This is a genomic window from Novosphingobium sp. BL-A-28-Hi1-0D, assembly GCF_055521755.1.
In genome coordinates this window covers 1,076,742-1,098,510 of the sequence record NZ_CM145502.1, presented here as the reverse complement: position 1 = coordinate 1,098,510, position 21,769 = coordinate 1,076,742, and the positions used below count along the sequence as shown (strand labels likewise).

The 21,769-nt window shown below is 59.5% G+C and carries 17 protein-coding genes; 8 read left to right on the top strand and 9 right to left on the bottom strand.

All coding sequences use genetic code 11. From position 1 onward, the window contains the following. Positions 1-4: 4 nt before the first annotated feature. The 4 genes from ACZ1JW_RS05465 to ACZ1JW_RS05450 are packed head-to-tail and all read right to left on the bottom strand — an operon-like array spanning position 5 to position 6,486. On the bottom strand, positions 5-733 hold the full coding sequence (locus ACZ1JW_RS05465; protein WP_465142258.1) for a M48 family metallopeptidase: 729 nt from the start codon (positions 731-733) through the stop codon (positions 5-7). Beyond that, on the bottom strand, positions 733-3,756 hold the full coding sequence (locus tag ACZ1JW_RS05460; RefSeq protein ID WP_465142257.1) for a type I restriction endonuclease subunit R: 3,024 nt from the start codon (positions 3,754-3,756) through the stop codon (positions 733-735). Before ACZ1JW_RS05460 ends, ACZ1JW_RS05465 begins: the two co-directional genes overlap by 1 nt. Next, complete coding sequence (locus tag ACZ1JW_RS05455; RefSeq protein ID WP_465142256.1) at positions 3,756-4,991, bottom strand: restriction endonuclease subunit S; 1,236 nt, start codon at positions 4,989-4,991, stop codon at positions 3,756-3,758. Before ACZ1JW_RS05455 ends, ACZ1JW_RS05460 begins: the two co-directional genes overlap by 1 nt. Next, positions 4,981-6,486 (bottom strand): type I restriction-modification system subunit M, encoded by a 1,506-nt coding sequence (locus ACZ1JW_RS05450; RefSeq protein WP_465142255.1) that lies wholly within the window; start codon positions 6,484-6,486, stop codon positions 4,981-4,983. The genes ACZ1JW_RS05455 and ACZ1JW_RS05450 overlap by 11 nt, the downstream gene beginning before the upstream one ends. A 348-nt stretch (positions 6,487-6,834) precedes the next feature. Here ACZ1JW_RS05450 and ACZ1JW_RS05445 point away from each other — a divergent pair, with 348 nt between their 5' ends. Continuing rightward, positions 6,835-7,599 (top strand): TIGR02391 family protein, encoded by a 765-nt coding sequence (locus ACZ1JW_RS05445; RefSeq protein WP_465142254.1) that lies wholly within the window; start codon positions 6,835-6,837, stop codon positions 7,597-7,599. Here the strand turns inward: ACZ1JW_RS05445 and ACZ1JW_RS05440 are convergent. Beyond that, positions 7,596-8,099: a hypothetical protein gene (locus tag ACZ1JW_RS05440; protein ID WP_465142253.1), complete on the bottom strand. Its 504-nt coding sequence runs from the start codon at positions 8,097-8,099 to the stop codon at positions 7,596-7,598. The genes ACZ1JW_RS05445 and ACZ1JW_RS05440 overlap by 4 nt on opposite strands. A gap of 682 nt (positions 8,100-8,781) precedes the next feature. On the opposite strand from ACZ1JW_RS05440, the gene ACZ1JW_RS05435 reads away from it, so the two are divergent. From ACZ1JW_RS05435 to ACZ1JW_RS05425, 3 genes are all read left to right on the top strand, one after another. Next, a complete protein-coding gene (locus tag ACZ1JW_RS05435) occupies positions 8,782-9,150 on the top strand; it encodes a hypothetical protein (RefSeq protein ID WP_465142252.1) in 369 nt (122 codons plus the stop codon). 10 nt (positions 9,151-9,160) lie between these two features. Next, complete coding sequence (locus ACZ1JW_RS05430; protein ID WP_465142251.1) at positions 9,161-9,502, top strand: hypothetical protein; 342 nt, start codon at positions 9,161-9,163, stop codon at positions 9,500-9,502. A 760-nt stretch (positions 9,503-10,262) separates the two neighbouring features. Further along, positions 10,263-11,240: a bile acid:sodium symporter family protein gene (locus ACZ1JW_RS05425; protein ID WP_465142250.1), complete on the top strand. Its 978-nt coding sequence runs from the start codon at positions 10,263-10,265 to the stop codon at positions 11,238-11,240. A gap of 37 nt (positions 11,241-11,277) precedes the next feature. On the opposite strand, the gene katG is transcribed toward ACZ1JW_RS05425, so the two are convergent. After that, the gene (katG, locus tag ACZ1JW_RS05420; protein ID WP_465142249.1) at positions 11,278-13,497 is read right to left on the bottom strand and encodes a catalase/peroxidase HPI; all 2,220 of its coding nucleotides are present in this window, start codon (positions 13,495-13,497) and stop codon (positions 11,278-11,280) included. A 548-nt stretch (positions 13,498-14,045) separates the two neighbouring features. Here katG and ACZ1JW_RS05415 point away from each other — a divergent pair. The 4 genes from ACZ1JW_RS05415 to ACZ1JW_RS05400 all read left to right on the top strand — a co-directional run bounded on the left by ACZ1JW_RS05415 (position 14,046) and on the right by ACZ1JW_RS05400 (position 18,044). Then, entirely contained in the window at positions 14,046-15,470 is a 1,425-nt protein-coding gene (locus ACZ1JW_RS05415; protein ID WP_465142248.1) for a tyrosine-type recombinase/integrase, read from the top strand. 38 nt (positions 15,471-15,508) lie between these two features. Further along, positions 15,509-15,847, top strand: coding sequence for a type II toxin-antitoxin system RelE/ParE family toxin (locus tag ACZ1JW_RS05410; RefSeq protein WP_465142247.1), 339 nt, complete (start codon positions 15,509-15,511; stop codon positions 15,845-15,847). A 5-nt stretch (positions 15,848-15,852) separates the two neighbouring features. Further along, positions 15,853-16,176, top strand: a complete 324-nt coding sequence (locus ACZ1JW_RS05405) for a helix-turn-helix domain-containing transcriptional regulator (RefSeq protein ID WP_465142246.1) — start codon at positions 15,853-15,855, stop codon at positions 16,174-16,176. 140 nt (positions 16,177-16,316) lie between these two features. Next, positions 16,317-18,044: a competence protein CoiA family protein gene (locus tag ACZ1JW_RS05400; protein ID WP_465142245.1), complete on the top strand. Its 1,728-nt coding sequence runs from the start codon at positions 16,317-16,319 to the stop codon at positions 18,042-18,044. A gap of 66 nt (positions 18,045-18,110) precedes the next feature. On the opposite strand, the gene ACZ1JW_RS05395 is transcribed toward ACZ1JW_RS05400, so the two are convergent. Genes ACZ1JW_RS05395 through ACZ1JW_RS05385 form a run of 3 tightly spaced genes read right to left on the bottom strand, consistent with a single transcriptional unit; the run spans position 18,111 to position 21,762 of the window. After that, positions 18,111-19,313, bottom strand: a complete 1,203-nt coding sequence (locus ACZ1JW_RS05395; protein WP_465142244.1) for a MalY/PatB family protein — start codon at positions 19,311-19,313, stop codon at positions 18,111-18,113. Between the two features lie 15 nt (positions 19,314-19,328). Further along, positions 19,329-20,543 (bottom strand): metal-dependent hydrolase family protein, encoded by a 1,215-nt coding sequence (locus ACZ1JW_RS05390; RefSeq protein WP_465142243.1) that lies wholly within the window; start codon positions 20,541-20,543, stop codon positions 19,329-19,331. After that, entirely contained in the window at positions 20,521-21,762 is a 1,242-nt protein-coding gene (locus tag ACZ1JW_RS05385) for a purine-cytosine permease family protein (protein WP_465142242.1), read from the bottom strand. Before ACZ1JW_RS05385 ends, ACZ1JW_RS05390 begins: the two co-directional genes overlap by 23 nt. Between the last annotated feature and the right edge of the window lie 7 nt (positions 21,763-21,769).

Here is a 21,769-nt window from a genome sequence, read left to right as displayed (position 1 = left end):
CCCCCTACAGCTTGAAACTTGGCATCAGGCTTTCCAGCCATTTTCTCCGGGCCGGGTAATCCGGCATATGCTGGGCGATGAGCGCCCAAAACGCATCGGTGTGGTTGCGATGGATGAGATGGCAAACCTCGTGGAGGACCACATATTCCAGCACGGCCTTGGGCGCTTCGATGAGGTGCCAGTTCAGCTTGATCACGCCGCTCTTGGTCAGACTGCCCCAGAGCGTATCCGAGTGGGTGATCTGGACGCCTTGGCTTTTCAGGCCGAGTTTCGCCTCAAAGCCTTTGGCCAGCGCCGTCGCCTCCCGCTTCAGGTACTTCTTGAACCAAGTGACCATGCGGACGCTCAGCATCGCCCCCATGTCCTCGTCACTGAGGTGTACGGGCGCGGTGATGCGGAACCCGTTGTTGAACTGGATATCGAAGTCCGCCACCTCGCCCCGTGTCAGCAGCACCTTGGCATTGCGACCACGGAATCGGATTTTCGCTCCGGATTGAAGGCGGTCGTAGGTGTGGCGTTCAATGTAGGCCAACCGCTCGTTCATTTCGGTCAGCTTGTTGAACACCCAATGCCGCTTCTGCTGAACGAAGGCGCAGATATCCGCGTCCTCCGCCGCCGTGGGAGCAACCACCTCGACGTTGTGCGGCGTAACGATGATGCTCTTGCGGCTGGCGAGGTCGCTGCGACGGACCGCATAGGGAATGGCAACCTTGCCAACCTGTATCTCGGCCATCACTGGAACTTCGCGTAGTTCTTGACGGCGTACTCCTCCACCGGAACCGACACTTCCTTGAAGGACGCAAGGCCATTCGTGTGCGCCAAGGCCCGCACCTGCTGGCGGAGTTCCTTCTTGAGCTGGTCGCGGGTTTGCCAACCCTTGGGGGCAGTATCGTCGCTGGCGTAGAGGTCATCCACCGCAGCGGCAAATGCCTTTAGGGTATCGGCATTACCATCGGGTTCCAGCCCCTCGACAAGGCGCAGGATGGCATATGCCCGCGCGTTCATGCCGCTATCGATGTGGGACTTTTCCTCGGCCTCAAGGTCCTTGGCTTCCTGTTCCAATGCGCTGAGCGCATCAGCTGCGGCCATCTGGCCTTCCTGAAACTTTTTGAGGATCGTCAGCACCCGCTCCGAGAATGGGCCGAACCGCAACGGGTTGTCGGCAACCTTTTCCGTCAGCACCTTTTTCAGTTCGATGCCCTTGCGGATCGCCGCCGTCTTGATGTCCGGTTCGGACTTGCCCTCGGTCTGGAAATCCTCCCAAAATTCTGGGTCGGTGATGTGCCGGACCTTACAGATCGTTGAAATGCCGGTCACGTCGAGGTGCGTGTGGAGCATTTCGCGGATTTTGTGGCTGTAGTCCTTGAGGTCTATGGATTCCCGTTCCTCAAAGGCCTGTGTGGCAACGGCGATGAAGCCCACCACCCATTTGAGGTCCGCCGTGAATTCCAAGATTTCAGGATCGGGGCTAAGCGCCTCGTAACACCGGATGAACTTTTTGGCCTTCCGCTTGAAAGTCAGCCATTCATCCTCGGTGCCGAGCGATTGGATCAGGGCATCGAACTCGCCCTTTAGCTCATCCTTTCGCGCTCCTTCGGCCCGTTTCACGACCTTGAGATAGGGCTTCACCTCGGCAAAGGCGGATTTCAATTCGTCCCGGAGGCCATCGAGGTCACGCAGCGCCCCGGCCACATCCTCAGAGCGGTAGGATTCCAAAGCATCATCAAGGCGTTTGGTGATGCCGATATAATCGACGATAAATCCGTACTGCTTGGCCGTGTTGTACACCCGGTTCGTCCGGGCAATCGCTTGGAGCAGGTTGTGTTCCTTGAGCGGATTATCGAGGTACATCACGGCCTCGATTTGCGCGTCAAACCCGGTCAGCAGCTTGTTACAGACAATCAGGAACGAGAGCGGGGAATCCTTCTTACAGAACTCCTTGATGACATCCTTCTCGGCCTGCTTGTCGAGATTGTATTCCCGAAGCCCGGCGCGGATATCCTCAATATGGGTGTCCTCGCTGGGCTTTTCGTCATTCTGGGCCGACGAAAACACACAGGCCGACATAGCGGCGGCTTTGGCTTCCGCCTCGTCCTGGGCCATCCCCTGTTTGATGAAATCGTCGGCAATCACCCGGTCTAGGGCGCGCTTGTAGAGGATCACCGCCTCACGATCGATGCCGACAATCTGGGCCTTCAGGCCATCGGGCTGGATGAACTGCTTGAAGTGGGTCCAGATGTCATAGGTGATCAGTTCCACCCGCTTCGGGTGCTTGGCGAGTTCCGCCATGCTGACCCCGCGCTCCTTGAGGCGGGCAATCACATCATCCGATTCATGGGCGAACCACTGGTCGAACAGGATGTCCATCTTCTCAGGATCGACCTGCCATTCGGTTTTCCGGCTGGTGTAGCGGATGGGAACGGTCGCCCCGTCAGCCACGGCGTCGTCGATGCCGTACTTATCAAGGTAGCCTTCCGCCGCCTCTGAAAAGTGGTTGTAGGTGTCGCGATCGCCCTTTTTGACCGGGGTGCCGGTGAAGCCGAAGAACGAGGCTTTGGGCATGGTGGCCCGCAGGTACGCGCCGAGGTTCTTTTCCTGCGTCCGGTGGCATTCATCCACCAGCACGATCCAGTTCTCGCTATCCGGGATCGCCGTTTCCGAACCTTCGAACTTCTGGATGGTGGACAGCAGGACCAGCCCCATCGTGTTCTTGTTGAGGTTTTCGCGCAGCTTGCTGCTGGACGTGATGGATATGGGATTGGGCAGGCCACAGTTGACGAAGGTCTTGGAAATCTGGTCGTCCAGATCGACCCGGTCGGTCAGTACCAACAGGTTGGGGTTGAACACTTTGGCACTCGTCAGGTGCTGCTTCAGCTTGAGCGCGGCATAGACCATAGTCAGGGACTTGCCCGACCCCTGCGTGTGCCAGATCAGGCCCTTACGGGTGTGTCCGTCCGATGCGCGGTCGAACAGCTTGTTGACCGCCCGGTACTGTTGGTAGCGGCAAATTTTCTTGATGGTCTTGCCGCTATCGGGATCGACCTCGAACACCACGAAATGCGCCAAGAGTTCCAGCAGCCGCGATGGTTCGCACAGGCAGTATAGGCCCTTCGCCAGCGGGGTCACGAAATCGGCATCGGCCTTGGGATAAGGATCGCGCCAGAAACCCCAAAACGGCGATGGTGATCCGGTCGCCCCATAGAGCGACGGCTGTGCCCCGTCGGTGACGATGTTGAACAGGTTGGAATAGAACAGCCGTGGGATTTCGTTCTCGTACAGCTTGATCTGCTCGAAGGCCTCGCCCGTTTTGTCCTTGGCCGATAGCGGCGTCTTGGCCTCGATCACCACCAAGGGAATGCCATTCACGAACAGCACCACATCCGGGATACGGTTCTTTTCCGCCTGAACCCGGAACTGGTTGGTGACGGTGAAGGTGTTATTGGCTGTGTCGTGGAAATCGATCAGGCGGATGGTGCGCTTCTTGGCCTCGCCCGCCACGGTGCGGCTGTATTCGCCCCGGAGAACCTTGGTCCATTCCTGATTGTCGCGGATGTTCAGGACATCGGCGTAAACCTGATTGGCCGTATCGCCGTCGATCCCGTTGATCCGGGCAATTGCGGCCTTGAACACATCCTTGAGAATGACCTGATTGAACCCATCACGGGCAGCTTCATTCTCGGACGGCTTCATCCATGACCAGCCGATGGCGACCAGTTCGTCGATACAGCGTTTTTCGGCCAGCAGGTATTCGCTCATTATGCGGCCACTTTCTCGGGCTGGTTGACCCTGACCCTGCCGGTCAACAGGTCATCCATGGTGCCTTTTTTGAGGGCGTGGAGGGATGTCAGATAGGCTTTTTGCCCGGCGAGCATTTGGTCGATTTCGTATGCCATCCGCGCAATCTCCTCCTGCTCCGCTCTGGGAGGCAACGCGATGTTCAGTTTGCCGATACTGCCGAGGTTCAGCCCAGCCTTTGACCCGGAATCGTTCAAAAACAACATTTGCTTCTGCCCGAAGTCAGAGGCGAGATAATAAGCGAGAAACTTTGGATAAATCTTTGCGGGTAGCGGGCGCGCCAAGGCAATGTGTTGATTGATGTAGGCTTCCCCGATGGCGTCAATGTCATCAATAATCGCGGTAATGCCCAGATCTGCCGTTATCGAAATCAGCACATCGTTTTGCTGAAGACGGGTTCGTGTTCCTTCAGAGGAGTTTTCGGGAAGGCGCACGTACACGCAATCATCCAAGTTTATTTGGATGCTATCGCGCTTAAGGTTGGTGATGCGAACGAAAAGCGCTCCCTCATCGGCATAGTATTGCGCCCAACCACGCGAACCGCTGGTAATGAAGCTTGTCAGTTCGTTAAGCGAATGGACCTCCCAATTCTCGGGAATCTCGCCCAGCGATGAATCCTTGAACTCGGTATGGCCGATGCCGCGCGTCAGCAGAGTTTGGAGCAATCCCTGCTTGACCGTCTTGGTCTGCTCGATGACCGCCTTGGTTGCCTCAATCGCGGCGTCAACCGAGCCTAGGATTTCGGCAATGCGCTGTTGCTCGGGGAGTGGCGGAAGGTTCAAGGGTCGCTGTTCGATGGCCCCCTTGGTGATGTGGATCATGGTTGATCCATTGCCCTCACTGGCCTTAATCCGATCCACATCCCACTCGAGAAAATGATAAAGGAAATGTTTGTCGACCAATGTGCGGTCGGGCATCAATTTCCATATGTGATAATGGTATATAACCTTGCCGCCATTCCAAATTTTGGGCGCGAAAGATGCTGACCACGCGTATAGAAGATCGCCATGATCACAGTATTTTTCATCGTCTAGTTCGAGATCGGAAAAGTACCAATTCTCGTTGGTGAAGAAATTGCCAACCCGCAACACAGGGTACTTCCCTGAGGCGAGCAACTCCTCCTTTTTGTACGCACGGCCATTCAAAAACTGGCAAATGTCGATCAGCCTTGTGTCGCGCCAATCTTCAGGAAGCATATCCAAGCTCCTTGAGGTGGCTCAGCATAGCCTTCTCTGCCTCATTGCGCTGGTCGATCAGTTCCATCAGCGTGGTGAGTTCTGCTGCCACATCGATGGCTTCCTGCTCCTCGGCAATCTGGACATACCGGGAAATGTTGAGGTTGTGGTCATTGCCCGCAATCTCATCCATCGGCACCACGCGGGCAAATCGTTCCTCGTCGGTCCATGCCTCATAGGCCGTAACGAACCGCTTCACGTTGGCCTCGGTAAGGGAGTTCTGGGCCTTACCTTCCTTGTATTCCTCGGCCCCGTTGATGATCAGCACCTCGCCGCGCCGGTCGGCAGGCTTGGCCTTGTTGATCACCAAGATACAGGCAGGGATGCCAGCGCCGTAGAACAGGTTCGGCGCGAGGCCGATCACCGCTTCGATGATGTCATCCTTGAGCATACCCTCGCGGATTTTTCCCTCTGCTCCGCCACGGAACAGGACGCCGTGGGGCAGCACAACCGCCATTTTCCCATCGGCCTTCAACGAAGCAATCATGTGCTGAACGAAGGCCAGATCGCCATAAGATTTCGGCGGGCAACCATACATGTCGCGCCCATAGGGGTCACCATTGGACCAGATTTCGTAGCCCCATTCCTTGAGGCTGAACGGAGGGTTGGCAATCACCCGGTCGAACTGACGCAACCCCTTTGACCCTTCAGCCAACAGGTTCTTGGGTGACCGCAAAGTGTCCCCCCGTTCGATCACGGCATCGTCGATGTCGTGGAGGAACATATTCATCTTACAGATGGCCCAGGTGTTGAGGTTCATCTCCTGCCCGTAGAGGCGGAGCGATTTGGCATTCAGGCCGCGCCGCTGGAGGTCGAGGAACGACTGGATCAACATTCCGCCCGACCCGCAGGTAGGATCGTAAACGGTGTTGCCTTCCTCCGACTTGAGGACCTGAACCATAAGCCGGACCACCCACTCGGGGGTATAGAACTCGCCGCCCTTCTTGCCGCTATCGTCGGCAAACTGCTTGATCAGGTACTCATAGGCATTGCCCAGCATATCCGCCGACACGTCGGCAGTCCGCAGGCGGTAGCGGTCAAAATGCTGGATCAGCATCTGGAGGGTTTCGTCCGGGAAACGCTGCTTGTTGTTGAAATCCACGTCCTGAAAGATGCCCAGCAACCGGGGGTTGGCATCTTCGACCTTGTGGAAGGCGCTGTTGAGGTGTTCGCCGATGTTGGTGGTGTGCTTCTTCACCTGATCCCAGAAGGCACCATCGGGGATGTCGAAACGGTGTTCGTCGGGATCGGCGGCAAGTTCGGCATCGTTGTACTGAGCCATCCGGGCGTCGAACTCCTCGGCCCACACATCGCTCAGCCGTTTGAAAAACAGCAGGCCGAAGATGTAGTGCTTGTAGTCCGAGCTATCGATCCGGCCACGCAGGATATCGGCGGCTTTCCAGAGATGGCTTTCCAACTGGGAAAGGGTAAGCCTTGAGGCGTCAGCAGTGGTCATCGAAAATAAATCCCCCATCGAATTGTCTCAGACCAGCTTAGGCTGACAGCTCATTGAATATCTTCGCCCAAGATCGGGGCGGTGTCAGGCACAAATTGTCCTCTCGGACAAAGGCACATTTTCCGGGAGTGCTGTGGTTTTTACAAATGTCGGGACTGGAATGACGGCATCCAACAGTTTGTACTAGACTGTCTTCAGGGCTTATTGGCCTTTTTTGGTTGTTCATTCCATACTTCATTAGAAATAATGTTCCCGAATATCGCGGCAGTTTGAAGCCTTATTACCATGCGGCCATCAAACTGCTACCACCAGATTGAACGCGGACGACCACCGAAGAGCGAGCCAACGATGAGCGCATTGATCCAATCGGTCCCGGATGTGGAGACCCTCTTGGCCCTTCAGCCAGAGGAGTTGGGGCGCATTCTGTTGGGCGTGGCCGCTTCTGAGCTTCAGAATGGTATGTTTCACCCCAACAACGTGACATCCGACGCGAACCTATATGGGGCGTACAGCTTCGATGCTGGCCAGCATTACCCGCAGACCCGAAAGGCAGAAATATCCATCGCCATCGGCGAGGCTTGGCATTGGCTGGAACTCAATATGCTCATTATGCCTGCTACAGATACCAACGGGCAGAACGGGTTCAAGGTCCTGACACGTCGAGGGCGCGAGTTGGCGAACTCGCCGGAAGGCTTCCGGTCCTATGCGTCTGCCGCTGAATTTCCGAAGTCGCTCCTTCACCCTGCGATACGGGAGGATGTGTGGTTGAAGTTGGCGCGGGGCGACTATGCGGACGCAGTGTTTCGGGCATTCCGAACCGTGGAGGAGAGGGTCCGAAAGGCAGGAAGCTATTCTGCTGACAAGCTTGGCGTTGACCTGATGAGGCTGGCCTTCAGGCCGGAACATGGCCCCCTTGCTCGGAAGGAGGATCACAAAGGTGAGCAGGAGGCACTCATGTCGCTTTTTGCTGGTGCCATCGGATCATACAAAAACCCGCACTCCCACCGGACGGTCGAAATGAACGATCCATGCGAGGCTCGGGAAATGGTCATGCTGGCCTCCCATCTCCTCAGAATCATTGATGAGAGGGCGTCGTATCAAGCCGCACCCTAGAACATCGCTTGTCGCTTGGCGTAGCCGATGATGTCTAGGATGTTGCTGGCAAGCGAGGAGCTTTCCTTCGTGCCTCGTTCGAGCAGAGAGGTCAGCACCTCGCTATAAGGTACGGTTCGGACACCAAGCTCGTTCATGATGTCGAGTTCGACCGGGTGCCGGGAAATACCATGTACGAGGACGTACTGCCATTCCGAACCCGGCAGAATTCCGAGCCTGCGTTCGGCCTTGATGGTCTTGGTGAACTTTTTATCGACCCATTGCTCGACGCCAGCCCGCACTTCTTCCGGCGTCCGCCGTTTCGCGCTTGGGCCACCGCCAATGTAGCCAATGGGGTTGAAGCTGATCTGGACCTCAACGTGCCATCGTTCCATCCCATCGGGGCGCTCCCGGATGGCAAGGAGGTCTATCTCATCGACGCCACACTTGATGCCCCGCATGGTGAAGAAGCCTTGGCGGTTCAGCCATTCCTCGACCAGTTGCTCGTCCAATAGTGACATGCCGCCCCCTCAATTTGGCTTATGGCTTACCAAGGGTCACGATGGCTATCAAACGGGGATCGGAGCCAAGGCACAGGTCAATGCCCGGAAAGTGGCTTGAAAGCTTATGTTTCTGGGCTAGATGAGGGCCATCGGACCTGAACAAAAGATTTTACAAAACCTATACAAATCCGAATACCGCCATTCAACCCATTGAAAATACAACATCTATTTGGTTAGTCACCGCCCTCCGAAGGCAAAGGCCACAGGTTCGAATCCTGTCGGGTGCGCCATTTCTCCCATGCTCACGCTTGTTACATCGCCGCCAAGGCATGCTGGTGCTGCAACCCGCACGGGTCGGTAGCCGAAAATGCTATTGTTGGCGCGCGTGATTTCCCCTTTGTTCCGGGTCCTTAGGGTCCAAACTCAATCAGGGCACGTTCGAGGTTCGAGGCAGAATGGCTCAGCGCAAGGAGGCAGGGCGCAGGAATATGTCGATATTTCCAGTCCTGCCGACGCGGCGATGGGCCATTCTGGCCGAACCCCTTCGGGGCGTCCAAATGGCTTCGATATCGGGCAAACCGGCCCTTGCAAAGGCAGCCAGCCTTCGCGGCGGGCCGCTTCGCCCGATATCTTCGCCATTTGGACGCCTCGAACGTGACCTGATTGAGTTTGGACCCTAAGGTCTCTCGGCAGGTTCAGGATGTCACGCGACAACGTCGAGCCCTACAGGCGGTATCTCATCAGGTTGCCCTGGTTGAAGCAGGGGATGTTCACCCCTGTCGGCGTCAACCGCGCCTATTCCCGCATTCGCGAGCGCTTCGAGCACGCCGGCTTTCACATCGCAGCCAACGACGACCGCCTGATGCGGTTTTGCGCCTATCGGGATCGCAAGGAGGGCGAATGCACATGCCTTCACGTGGTCTGGGTCAGGCTCAGCGGTCATTCGACCTACATCAGCTACGGCGTCGATCCGCGATACTTCTTCTTCTGGTTCTGCCGCCGGGGAGACCATCTCGAGAAACTGCGTCGCTGCGGGCAGGTGATCCGTGCCGCGCTCGAGGCCGACTGACCTGCGACATATGAAGCACAAGGTTCCTCCAACCGTGGCAAGCCCGGCAGAAGACATTGCCCTGTCCAGCGCGATCATCGGCATCGATCACTCGACTGGCGAAGTCGCCGTCATGGCCGCGCCGGACGAGACACGGCAACGTGACCGTTTTCCCCATGTCTTCGGCGCGTGCGATCCCTACTGGTCGGATCACGGCGAGGAAGCGTTGCGAGGAGAGTTGCTGGTGCAGATATGGCACGCGGTAACCTTGCTCGGCGTTCTCCCCTCGGCAATCCACGAAGCGCTGCTGGTCCTGCCCGAATATCGCGACCTTATGCCGATCGAGGCATTGCCCAAGCCCTACCGGAAGTAGCCTGGTCCAACTTGGCCGGAAGCAGCGCTGACGAGGTGTGTTGCGCTTCATCTTGACAAAACGAACCATATAGGTTATACGCCTCGCCCACAGGTCAGGAGAGGGCCAAAGGCCAACCCGCTCCTCTCCCTTCGGAAGCTGATGCTGTGTGCTGACGCTTCCGGCGCGATCGGTGCGGCAGGTACTCACGGGTTCAATGCGGGGCGTTAAGCCCAGACCCACCGGGCAAACCCTGTCGTTACCCAAGGACAGACAGGACACCCCAGGGCTGATAGCACGGCGCCGAACCCTGAGCGACGCTGCGGATGCGGAACCCGCCATGATTGTGCGACAGTGTCAGCACAAACGACGAGTTCTTTTCACGCAGCCGCTTGCCAAGAAGCGAAGGCAGCCCGCGAGCCGCTGCCAAAGCTTCGTCCTTTCGCATTGTCCGCCCTCAGGCTGAGCCGACAAGGGGTTCGGAACCGCCCCCCGGCCACTCGCAACCGGTCCCGCGATCTGTGACACTCCCACCGGCGTTACCGTCCGCACTCGCCAGCGGATGAACCTCCGCGTCTCCGCGCGAAACCGATCTTCTTCCCCGGCGCCATCTGCTTCCTCTGCGTCTCTGCGAGAAACAAGCATCCTGCGCCCACCCGCGAAGGCGAGGTTAGTCGCCTCCGGCGCTCTGCCAGACGACGTCTCCGACACGCCCCGCCTTGACTCCCGACTCCATGCCGCCAAGAGGTCCGCACCAGACATTGCCAAGGCAGCCCACTTGATGATCCGGCGCTTCGCCTCCCTGCTCGATCCCTTCCTGATGGCGCTGATCGCCACCGTGGTCCTCGCGAGCCTGCTGCCTGCGCGGGGGAGCTTTGTGCCGATCGTCGGCGCGGCGGCGGATGCCGGGATCGTGCTGCTGTTCTTCCTCCACGGCGCCAAGCTTTCGCGCGAGGCGATCTGGGAAGGCGCGCGCAACTGGAAGCTGCATCTTGCGGTGCTCGCGGCAACCTTCGTGCTGTTCCCGCTGCTGGGCCTTGCCTGTGGTGCGCTGCCCTTCCTTCCGCCCGAGTTCGCGGTGGGCCTGCTGTTCCTGACCCTGCTGCCCTCGACTGTCCAGTCGTCGATCGCCTTCACCGCCATCGCGCGCGGCAATGTCGCCGCAGCAGTCTGCGCGGCCTCGTTCTCGAACCTTGCCGGGATATTCGTGACGCCCGCGCTTGTCGCCATTCTGCTCGGCGGGGCGACGGGCGGCTTTTCATGGGCCTCGGCGCAGACCATCGTCCTGCAACTGCTCCTGCCGTTCATGGCCGGGCACCTGCTGCGCCCGTGGTTCGGCGGCTTCGTCACGCGCAACAAGGCGTGGCTCGGCAAGGTCGATCGTGGCTCGATCCTGCTGGTGGTCTATTCCGCGTTCGGCGCGGCCGTGGTCGAAGGCCTGTGGCAGCGCGTGCCGCCGCTCGGCCTGCTGGTCTTGACGCTGGTCTGCGGGGTGCTGCTGGCGATCGTGCTTGGCGCAACCTGGTGGCTGGCGCGCGCCATGAAGCTCCCGCGCGAGGATGCGATTGTCCTCCTGTTCTGCGGCTCGAAGAAGAGCCTTGCCTCGGGCGTGCCGATGGCGGGCGTGCTGTTCCCTGCCGCCTCGGTCGGCATCGTGCTGCTGCCGGTCATGGTCTTCCACCAGTTGCAACTGATCGCCTGCGCCCTGATCGCGCCGCGATTGGCGCAACGGGCGCCGGAACAGGAAACGGCGGCGTAGCCCGTCGCTGCGCCGCCGTTCCTTTACGTTCGACCGATCAGAACCGGTCGGCGTTCATCACCTTGGTCCATGCCGCCACGAAGTCGGCCACGAACTTGTCCTTGGCATCATCCGAGGCATAGACTTCGGCCACCGCGCGCAGCTCGGAATTCGAGCCGAACACGAGGTCGACCGGCGTCGCCGTCCACTTCAGCGCACCGCTCGCACGGTCCTTGCCTTCATAGAGCCCCGGTGTCGCCGCCTTCGCCCACACCGTGTCCATCGACAGCAGGTTGACGAAGAAGTCGTTGCTCAGCGCACCCGGACGGCTGGTGAACACGCCCGCCGCAGAGCCTCCGGCATTGGCCCCCAGCGCGCGCATGCCGCCGAGCAGCACGGTGGTTTCGGGCACCGTCAGCCCGAGCATGTCCGCCTTGTCGACCAGCGCCTCGGTCGGTCCGTAGAACGAGTCCGCCGCATAGTAATTGCGGAAGGCATCGGCCTTGGGCTGGAGGTAGCCGAACGATTCCACATCGGTCTGCGCCTGCGTCGCATCGACCCGGCCCGGCGTGAACGGCACGCTCACCTCCTTGCCCGCAGCCTTGGCCGCCTGCTCGATGGCCGCATTGCCGCCCAGCACGATCAGGTCGGCCAGGCTCACCTGCTTGCCGCCCTTGGCCGCCTTGTTGAAGCTCAGGCGGATTTCCTCGAGTTTGGCCGTCACCTTGGCCAGCTCCGCCGGATCGTTCACCGCCCAGTCCTTCTGCGGGGCAAGCCGCACGCGGGCGCCGTTGGCACCGCCGCGCATGTCGGTCGCGCGGAAGGTCGAGGCCGAGGCCCAGGCCGCCCGCACCAGCTCTGCCGTGGTGAGGCCCGAAGACAGGATGCTGCCCTTGAGCGCCGCAACGTCAGCCGCATCGACAGGCGCATATGTCGCCTTGGGCAGCGGGTCCTGCCAGGTCATCGTCACCTTGGGCGCATCCTTGCCGAGGTAGCGCGCCTGCGGCCCCATGTCGCGATGGGTCAGCTTGAACCACGCGCGGGCAAAGGCATCGGCGAAGGCCTGCGGGTTCTTCTTCCAGCCCAGCGTGATCTTGCGGAAGCCGGGGTCCTCGCGCATCGCGATGTCCGTCGTGAACATGATCGGCGCGTGGCGCACGTCAGGCCGGTGCGCATCAGGCACGAGGTTCGCCGCCGCCGGGTCCTTCGGGATCCACTGCGTCGCCCCTGCCGGGCTCTTGGTCTTGACCCACTCGAAGCCATAGAGGTTGTCGAGATACTGCGTGGTGAAGGCGATCGGATTGGCCGACCATGCGCCTTCGAGTCCGCTCGTCACGGTGTCCTCGGCATTGCCCTTGCCGCACTTGTTGGCCCAGCCAAGGCCCTGCTGCTCGATCTTGCCTTGGCCCGGATCGTTGCCAACACATTCCTCGGGCTTGCGCGCACCATGCGCCTTGCCGAAAGTGTGGCCGCCCGCGATCAGCGCGGCGGTTTCCTCGTCGCTCATCGCCATCGCACCGAAGGCGCGGCGGATGTCGGCGGCGGCGGCGAGCGGATCGGGCACGCCGTTCGGACCTTCTGGGTTCACATAGATCAGGCCCATCTGCGTCGCGCCCAGCGGCCCCTTGAGGTTGCCCTTGCCATCGCGGCGCTTGTCGTCGAGCAGCTTGGTTTCCGGCCCCCAGAACACGAGGTCCGGTTGCCAGGCATCGACGCGCCCTCCGGCAAAGCCCAGCGTCTTGAAGCCCATGTCCTCCATCGCGACATTGCCGGTGAGGATCATCAGGTCGCCCCACGAAAGCTTGCGCCCGTACTTCTGCTTGATCGGCCAGACGAGGCGGCGGGCCTTGTCGAGGTTGACGTTATCGGGCCAGGAGTTGAGCGGCTCGAAGCGCAGCTCGCCACCGTCCGAACCACCGCGCCCATCACCGGTGCGATAGGTGCCCGCGCTGTGCCAGGCCATGCGGATGAAGAACGGGCCGTAGTGGCCATAGTCCGCAGGCCACCACGGCTGCGGCGTGGTCAGCACCTTACGGATATCGGCCTTGACCACATCGAGATCGAGCGAGGCGAACTCCTTGGCATAGTCGAAGTCCGGACCATAGGGATTGGCCTTGGTCGCCTCGTTCTGGCGCAGCGCGGTCAGGTCCAGTGTCTTGGGGAACCATTCCTTCGCGGCGGGCTCGCTCGTCGGCGTTGCGGTTTCGGCCAAAGCGGCGTTGCCGAGCGGCAAGGTGGCCGCGAGCACGGCGGCAAGCGCGATCCTGCTGATCTGCATGAGTTTCTCTCCTCCTGTCGTCCCGCACGATAGCGGGCCGACAATCGAATAAATCGCTCAATGGTCACAGACCAACGGGTTAGTCCTATCACAGTGATCGGCTGGACCGTTCATCTTGTAGCAATTCAGCAATGAATCCGATGGGGAGGTGCGCGAACGAAGGCCGATGGATCCCGGCCTACGCCGGGATGACATGAAAAGAGTAGCCACACACAGCTACGTCGCCCCGGCGCAGGCCGGGGCCCACAACCTCGCCCGCAAGGCACCGCGCTTGTGAATTGAGCGGTAAGTATTCCCCGAAGGAAAGCTGTGACACCGAAACTGAAGATGTGGTGGTTGTAGAAACTGGAGCGGGCGAAGGGATTCGAACCCTCGACCCCAACCTTGGCAAGATTTCAAATTGCCCTGAAGCGGCTTTCTGATCCTACGCCAGAGCCCTACAAAACCCTTGGTTTATTGACACTTTCTAGGTCCGCGAGCAAGTTTGTCTACGCCACGAACCGCCCTCACGGTGGGATACTGGTGGTATACTAGGAGCGAGCACTGCCATGGGTGTCCGAAGCCAACTTTCACTAACCAAGCGAACGGTGGACGCAGCGCATCCGGCCGACAAGCGGTATTACATCTGGGACAGCGATCTTCGAGGGTTCGGTCTCAGGATCGAGCCTTCCGGGATCAAGACCTTCGTCACCAAGTATCGTGTGAACGGCGGCGGACGAAACGCACCCCAGCGGATTCAGACGGTCGGGCGGTATGGCACCTTGACCCCTGATGAGGCTCGCAGGAAGGCAAAGGCCATTCTTGGCAGTGTGGCCGCTGGTGCCGATCCTGCTGGCGACCTCGCCGCTCGTCGGCGCGAGATGACCATGGCCGCGCTGATCGACTTCTATGAAACCCATGGCTGCGTGGTTCAGCGCGGCAAGCGGATCGGCGAACCGATGAAGCCGCTGACCAAGGCTTATACCCTGGCCCGGCTTCGCCATCACGTTGTCCCCCTTCTCGGCAATCGCCGCGCGAAGGATGTGACCAGTGGTGACATCGAACGGTTCGCTGCCGAAGTGTTGGCGGGCAAGACCGCGAAGAATGAGAAGATCGGCCCGCGCAAGCGCATCATCGTCAAAGGTGGCCCGGGCGCTTCCCGCAAGGTCGTGCGCGACCTCTCAGCGGTATTCAGCTTCGCCAAGCGCAGCGAGATAATCGAGCGCAATCCGGTCGAGAACGCCGCCGTGCGCAAGACCGACGGCCAAAAGACCCGCTTCCTCACTCTCGAAGAGGTAGGACGTCTTGGTAGCGCTCTCGACCAGCTCGAAAGCGAAGGTACCAACATCAAGGCGATCAACATTGCCAGACTCTGGGCGCTGACGGGCTGCCGCCGCAACGAGATCGCCGGGCTCAAATGGGATGAGGTCGACTTCGACAACGGCCTGCTCGTGCTGGAGGACAGCAAGACGGGCCAGTCGATGCGTCCGCTTGGGACAGCGGCTCTGATCCTGCTCCAACAGATCGATCGCGACGAAGACAGCGAATATGTCTTCCCCGCCGATACCGGAGAAGGTCACTTCCAGGGAACGAAGACCCCATGGGCGCGGGCCATCAGAATAGCCCAGTTGCCTGGCGTGACGCCGCACACCTTGCGCCACACGATCGGGTCGACCGCGATTTCGACCGGGGAGGCTATTGCGCTCACTGGGGCTATCCTCGGCCATTCCAATCCCCGCTCGACCGCGATCTACGCCCACATCCAGCACGAGCCGTCACGCAAGGCCGCCAATCGCGTGAGCAAGAAAATCGCAGCGGCCCTGCTTCCCAGTGCCTCGCAAACCGGGCCATTGACGCTGGAAGACCAGAAGCTGCTTCAGGCGCTGAAGACCCGGTTCGGCAAGGACGACACCAGCGGCCGCAAGCTCCGCGAAGCCGTCATGGCCCTCATCGATCAACACAGCGCTCCGCAAGACGCATCTAATGCGGCCTAGACGGATGGTAACGAATATGTTACCTATGGCGGTGCAATGTGATTGTTGAGGAGTATGTCCGCGAGGATGGCACCTGCCCGTTTCGGGGCTGGTTCGATGATCTCGATGTCCAGGCCGCCGCCAAGGTTGCGACCGCTATCGTCCGGATGGAGTTGGGCAACCTGTCGAACGTCAAATGGATCGGCGGCGGGCTGGGTGAATACCGGATCGATTGGGGACCGGGATACCGGCTCTATCTGACCCAGGACGGCGATCAACTGGTCATCCTGTTTGTCGGAGGTACCAAGAAGCGGCAACAGTCCGATATCGGGCAGGCAAGTGCGCTGCTTGATGAGTACAAGGGCCGGAAGGCCAAAGCGAAGAAGGCAAGGAGCTAGGCAAAGTGGCGCTGACCCGCGATTTCAAGGAAACGGTGAAGGAGCGCGCGGCGCGCGACCCAGCCTTCGCCAAGGCCATGCTCGACGAAGCGGCAACCGCCTTTCTCAATGGGGAGCCCGAAGTCTCCCGCCTGATTCTGCGCGATCTGGTCAACGCCTCGGTTGGCTTCGAAGACCTTGCCGCCGAGACAAAGCGCCCAAGCAAGAGCCTGCACCGGATGCTGTCGGAAAAGGGCAATCCCAGCATGGACAACCTTGCCGCAATCTTCGGAGCTGTGCGCAAAAGGCTTGGTGTGTCGTTCGAAGCCCATGCCATCGAGGCCGCCTAAGTCAGTTCTCTCACTAACCTGATGGCAGAAATCCTACGACAGAGCCTCGCCGCCCTTGCCCATCGACCTTTCGCACCAGGCGCGACGGCTCCGGATTAAAGGTGCCTGCTGCAAAATGCGGCGACGGAGTAACGCGGCACGTGGACCGTGTGCCCGACCGCACTTTTGGCCCCTTTCATTGTCTCGAATGTGGCGAAGCGCTGCTCTACAGGCAGTCACGCCGTGCCCGGACCCATTTCGCACATCGCCCAGACACCACTTGTACTGGCGAAACCGCGCTGCACTTATATGCCAAGGCACGTCTCGCGGAATTGCGGGAATTCACATTCACCCCGCTCGTTCTTAGCCATTCGGGCCTTCAAGAGACTGTCTTCGAGGGCGGACGGTTTGCGCTCGATGCTGTTTGGATCGAGACAGACCAGTTCACATTCCGCCCAGATGCGACCGTTGTCATTGGCAATCGATCATTCGCCATCGAGTTCAAGGTCTCCAATGCGGTCAACGAGGATAAGCAGGCAAAAGTTGCCGCAACTCCACTTCCCATGATCGAAGTAGACTTAAACTCCATACGAGCAGGAGCGCTCAATGCGGATGAGCTCGACGAAGCCATCCTCCACGGAGCTGACCGCGTTTGGATTCATCATCCGGAGCGTGAAGAAGGACAGCGTAGACTCGATCAGCGAGTCGAGGCCCAAAGGAAGGAACGCGGTCGCCGACTAAAGTATCATATCGAAAAGAAGGTTCGGCTCGCATTCGATCGCGACGCGCACCAGGAAACCCTCAAGTGGGTCGAGGATGCCGGATTCTTGGACTTCATTGGCGTGCAGGTTGACTGCGCACACTGGTTCGGGGTCGGGCTTCCCGTTTGGCAGGCCGCTGTCCTTGAGAGCTATGTGATCGGTCCATCTCTGCAGAACTCGCCAGGTTGCAGGCTCAAGATTCGTGGAGACTGGCCGGACTACGGGGCGCTCGCAAACCGGCTGCCATCGTCGATGATAAGAACGGACTTAAGCTCCTATCGTTCGAAATCCCTCGAGGCCGCCGGATATACGGCCGAATCGTTCGGCAAACCTGATCACGCGGTCCACTACTACCTCGTCCATTTGTGCGGCGAACCTAGTTTGGTTTTTTGGGACAAGGATGAACAAGCATTCTTCGTCGAACCTGAAGTTCATGGGCGCCTCCATCGCCGACAGGAATTGCGCCGCAAACTGAGTCGAATCCTTCAGGCAGCGACAGCGCCCAATGTTGACGACGTGGTTGAGCGATGGCTGCACAGATACAACGCAGGCGGGCGATCACCGGCAGCCCTGGCAGCCGACGGAGGCGATGGATACAGGGCCCTTCTGAATCGCTTGGAAAATCTGCTGAAGATGGCGGAAGCGCGTTACGAAACGCATCTGGTGGACGACTTTTGCGGGCTGCAGTTGCAAGAGCTCTATAACAAGCGTGTAACTGAAAAGCTGTACCGAGAAGCCGAGGCCGCGCGAAAATTAGCCGAAGCGGCTGCCAATCGAACGAAGATAGTCCGCGAGACAGCTGAGGAGCGCCTTGGCGAAGAAGCGCAATCGTGGCTCGAAGGACCTTCGCAGGCAAGCAGCGCCCCGATTCATGAGTGGGCGGGCGAAAGCGATCAGAACCTGTCCACAGCGCTCTCGGAGCTTCGCCAAGCTGCTATCGCTCGTAATGCACGCCTGGCCGGAGCCAAGGCGCTTGCCGACCTGCGCAAGCAGTTGGCGGATGCGGTATTTGCTTCCACGAAGGACAAGCTGTGGGCAGATCTGTTTCTGAAATCCTGGCACGACAAATGTGACAGCCCGGCGGCGCTGAAGGACATTCTGGCCATTTTGAAAAAGTCGCGCCGATAGAACTTCACGGTTTGGCTTTGAGCGAGACCGATAGAAGTTGGGCAGCTCGAACGTCAATTCGAGCCCTCAGGCTGACAAATGGATGGCTTCAATGATCTTACCAGCTGCAGCAATCAGTTGGTTCTGAGGACAGGCGAGATTTAGTCTGATCGCCCCGGTTCCGTTGTCGATGAACATTTCGCCGCCTTCAAGGACGACGCCGCATGTTTCAAGAAAGTAGCTGGTCAGATTGACCTCGGCGGGAAAGTACGCGGATACGTCGATCCATGCGAGGTAAGTCGCCTCAGGGATCCGAAATTTGGCAAGCGGGAGCTTTGTCTTCAGTAGATCCCGCAGCGCTGCAAAGTTACCGTCCAGATAATCCCGCAACTGCTCGAGCCACGACGCACCGCCTTCATAGCCTCCAATGGCTGCTGCCAGGCCCAATGGATTGACGAAGGGATAGTGCGCTTCCCGCCAGGCTGAACGCAGGCTCCCGTCGGGAATGATGATCATCGCAGTCATCAGCCCCGCCAGATTAAACGTCTTGCTGGGCGCCATGCACGTAACGATATTTGTGTCATGCGGCCGAAGCTTCGCGAGGGGGGTATGCACGCCGCCCCGCCTGAGCAGATCGCAATGGACCTCATCCGAAACGATCAGGACGCCGTTCTCTGCGCAAAGGTCGGCAATCCTCATCAACTCATCGGCTGACCAGGCGCGGCCAGTTGGATTGTGAGGATGACACAGGAAGAACAGCCGAGCCCTTGGATCTCTGACCTTTGCGGCCAAGTCGTCGAAATCGATCCTTGGATACCAGTCGTCCATCACGAGCGGCGATGTGATCAACTGAATGTCGTTCCGGTTCGCGGCCTTGCGAAAATAGCCATATGCAGGCGAAAGGGTTACCACCCTGTCGCCTGGTCGGCACACCAGGTCGACCAGCGTATAGAGAGCAGGGATTACCCCCAGCGAGAGCTGCAAGTGCTCGCGATTGACGGACCACCCGTAGCGAGTTCCGCACCAGCTATTGAATGCGTCGAAGAGCACGTCATCAAAATGGCCCGTGTAGCCGAAGATTGGGTGAGCCAGTCTAGTAGTGATAGCTTCGACCACTGGCGGCGGCGCAGCGAACTGCATGTCCGCCACCCACATTGGCAACAGTTCCTTCGGGGTCGCAGCTGGAGGACTGTCTCCAAACAGGTATTCGGCGTAACCCTCGAGGGCCAGCGCGTTGGTTCCGCGCCGATCAATGGCCCGATCAAAGTAAAATCGACGCATCATACCCATGCCATCCGCGCATGATCACACCACTTGCCTACCGCGAGCCCATATCTGGCTGATCGCTTCGGATTCTTCGAAGAGCAGGCTGATGTCAGCGAGCGGATCGCCGTCGACGACGAGAAAGTCAGCAAACGCACCTTGCGCAATGGTGCCGAGTTGGCCCGAAAATCCTAGGATCTCCGCATTGACGGCTGTGGCCGAATTCAAGATTTCAAATGGCGTCTCCGCCTGAGCGCGCAGCCTGAACTCGTCGCGCTGATGGCGATGGAACTGGCCCAACAGGTCGGTACCAAAGCCCAGCTTAACGCCGGCCTGCCGGCAAAGACGGATCGCTTCGATCCCTTGGCCAGCAACCTGATCCAGTTTGGCGAGCAAATGATCCGGCACGCCATCTTCTTCCCCGCTTCGACGGAAGGCTTCGTATGTCGCCAGTGTCGGGACGACATAGGCGCCGGCGTCGGCGACGGCCTGGGCTGCTGCAGCGTCGATCAGGTTGCCGTGTTCGATCGTTCTGACACCAAGCCTGACGGCTCGCACAATCGTTTCTGCCGTATAGGCGTGGGCAGCGACATAGACCCGCCTGCGGTGCGCTTCGTCGACAATCGCAGCAATCTCGTCTTCCGAGAATTGGAGCATCCAGATCGGATCGCTTGGCGAAGCGATCCCGCCCGAGACGAATATCTTCAGGTGGTGTGCTCCGTGGCGGAGCGCCTCGCGAGCGGCCTTCCGAATTTGGTCTGGCCCATCGACCCGCTCCGCGAGAATGCCGCGTCCGGCGCAGCCGCATGGCGCTTCTTCTTCATGCGGCGGCCGGATATCGCCGTGACCGCCCGACTGACTGAATGCGCGACCGCAGTAGAACAGCCTCGGACCGGTGATCCACCCCTCTTCCAGGGCTCGCCAAAGACCGTAATCGCCGCCCCCGACGTCGCGTACAGTCGTGAAGCCTCGGCGGAGGGCACCCTCCATCAGGTGACGGGCCCGTTGAGCAAGGTAGGTCGGCGGCAGCTTTTCCAGCTTCACGAAATCGGTATCGGAAGCGTAGGCGTGGAAGTGCGCATCGATCAGGCCGGGCATCAGCGTGCGACCTTCAATATCGATTTCAAGATCCGCCTGACCGCTTTCGACACCCACGTCTTCGATCCGATCATCAACGACAAGCACCGAAGTCGGATCTGTCAGGCTGTCGCTTACCCCATCGAATACTCGGACGTTACGAAGCAATGTCGACGACATGGGGTCTCCTGATCAGTCGGGTTGCAAAAACAAGGGCGAAGGCAACGATGAAGCCATCAAGCGCCGAGATTGACGTAAGGCCGGTGCCAGTCGTTTGGACGATCCAGCTGGTCGCTGACGCAAGCGCCCAGACCAGCAGGTGCGGCCAGTGCCAGTCCCGCTGATTAGCTTCACGCTCGACCAGAGCTGAATGGATCATCAATGCCGTCGCGGGTGGGAAGACAATACCGAGCGTCACAAGAAATTGGACGAAGAAATCTTCCACGCCTGCGAGTGCGAGCGAGAGACCGATGGCCATCAGGACTACCGCGCACCAGGCGAAGGGAACGCGGCGCAGGATTGTCGAAATCGCGAGGGTCGATGAGTAGAGGCACATCACCCCATTCTGCATGAGGCCTATGGGCAGGATTAGGGTCAGTGCAGGAGCAACGCCGAGCGCGATCAAGATTTTCGCCGGGTCCTGGCTTCCGACGACATTGCCGCCGTAGGCGTAGGTCAACAGGACAAGAGAATAAACAAGGCCAAGTGCGAACCAAGTCGCTCCTACGGCCGGTCCCACCGAACGAACGAAGCGGCTGTAGTCAGGCATAATCAGGCAGCCTACAATGTAGCCGCCAACGATGGCCGAAACCCCCGTTCCTAGCGAGCTTCCCGAGGTCATTGGCACCTGACCGTGATCGGCCTGGACCGCATGAAAGGCTACCCAACAAAGCAGGAATCCAAGAAGCGGCAGGAACAGCACCGGAGTTTTGCCGATGACCGAAATCCCGTAGATTGTGATCGCGAGAATGCAGCCGCTGGCAACAAGGATCCCGGGCCATGCGGCAAACGGCAATCCGAAGCCATTCTCGGCTCCGCTCTTGACCAGTTGGCCGATGAAACCAAGCTCTACCGATAGCCATCCGAGCAAACCTAGAGCGACGGCAATGTTGAGCAACCGTGCCCCGGCGAGGCCAAAAGTTCGTTCGGCAAGCAAAGCGGTCGAACGTCGGGAGCGCACTCCGGCAACCGCTGCGAGCGATGCCATTCCCGCAGTAATTGCGCAGCCCAATAGGATCACGAACAGAGCGCTTGGAAATCCATAGTCCTTTCCGAGCGAAGCCCCGAGCATGATCACGGGGACTCCCATGACTGCATTGCTGACGATCATGCCGACCGTCCGCGCGGGTCGATTTGCGGCCTCGTCGGGCACCGGCTCGCGCGGATATTGGTCGCTCATGGAACGC

Coding starts and splice junctions, on each gene's coding strand:
- ACZ1JW_RS05465 (WP_465142258.1), bottom strand. CDS start 733: ATGGCCGAGATACAGGTTGGCAAGGTTGCCATTCCCTATGCGGTCCGT.
- ACZ1JW_RS05460 (WP_465142257.1), bottom strand. CDS start 3,756: ATGAGCGAATACCTGCTGGCCGAAAAACGCTGTATCGACGAACTGGTC.
- ACZ1JW_RS05455 (WP_465142256.1), bottom strand. CDS start 4,991: ATGCTTCCTGAAGATTGGCGCGACACAAGGCTGATCGACATTTGCCAG.
- ACZ1JW_RS05450 (WP_465142255.1), bottom strand. CDS start 6,486: ATGACCACTGCTGACGCCTCAAGGCTTACCCTTTCCCAGTTGGAAAGC.
- ACZ1JW_RS05445 (WP_465142254.1), top strand. CDS start 6,835: ATGAGCGCATTGATCCAATCGGTCCCGGATGTGGAGACCCTCTTGGCC.
- ACZ1JW_RS05440 (WP_465142253.1), bottom strand. CDS start 8,099: ATGTCACTATTGGACGAGCAACTGGTCGAGGAATGGCTGAACCGCCAA.
- ACZ1JW_RS05435 (WP_465142252.1), top strand. CDS start 8,782: ATGTCACGCGACAACGTCGAGCCCTACAGGCGGTATCTCATCAGGTTG.
- ACZ1JW_RS05430 (WP_465142251.1), top strand. CDS start 9,161: ATGAAGCACAAGGTTCCTCCAACCGTGGCAAGCCCGGCAGAAGACATT.
- ACZ1JW_RS05425 (WP_465142250.1), top strand. CDS start 10,263: ATGATCCGGCGCTTCGCCTCCCTGCTCGATCCCTTCCTGATGGCGCTG.
- katG (WP_465142249.1), bottom strand. CDS start 13,497: ATGCAGATCAGCAGGATCGCGCTTGCCGCCGTGCTCGCGGCCACCTTG.
- ACZ1JW_RS05415 (WP_465142248.1), top strand. CDS start 14,046: ATGGGTGTCCGAAGCCAACTTTCACTAACCAAGCGAACGGTGGACGCA.
- ACZ1JW_RS05395 (WP_465142244.1), bottom strand. CDS start 19,313: ATGGGTATGATGCGTCGATTTTACTTTGATCGGGCCATTGATCGGCGC.
- ACZ1JW_RS05390 (WP_465142243.1), bottom strand. CDS start 20,543: ATGTCGTCGACATTGCTTCGTAACGTCCGAGTATTCGATGGGGTAAGC.
- ACZ1JW_RS05385 (WP_465142242.1), bottom strand. CDS start 21,762: ATGAGCGACCAATATCCGCGCGAGCCGGTGCCCGACGAGGCCGCAAAT.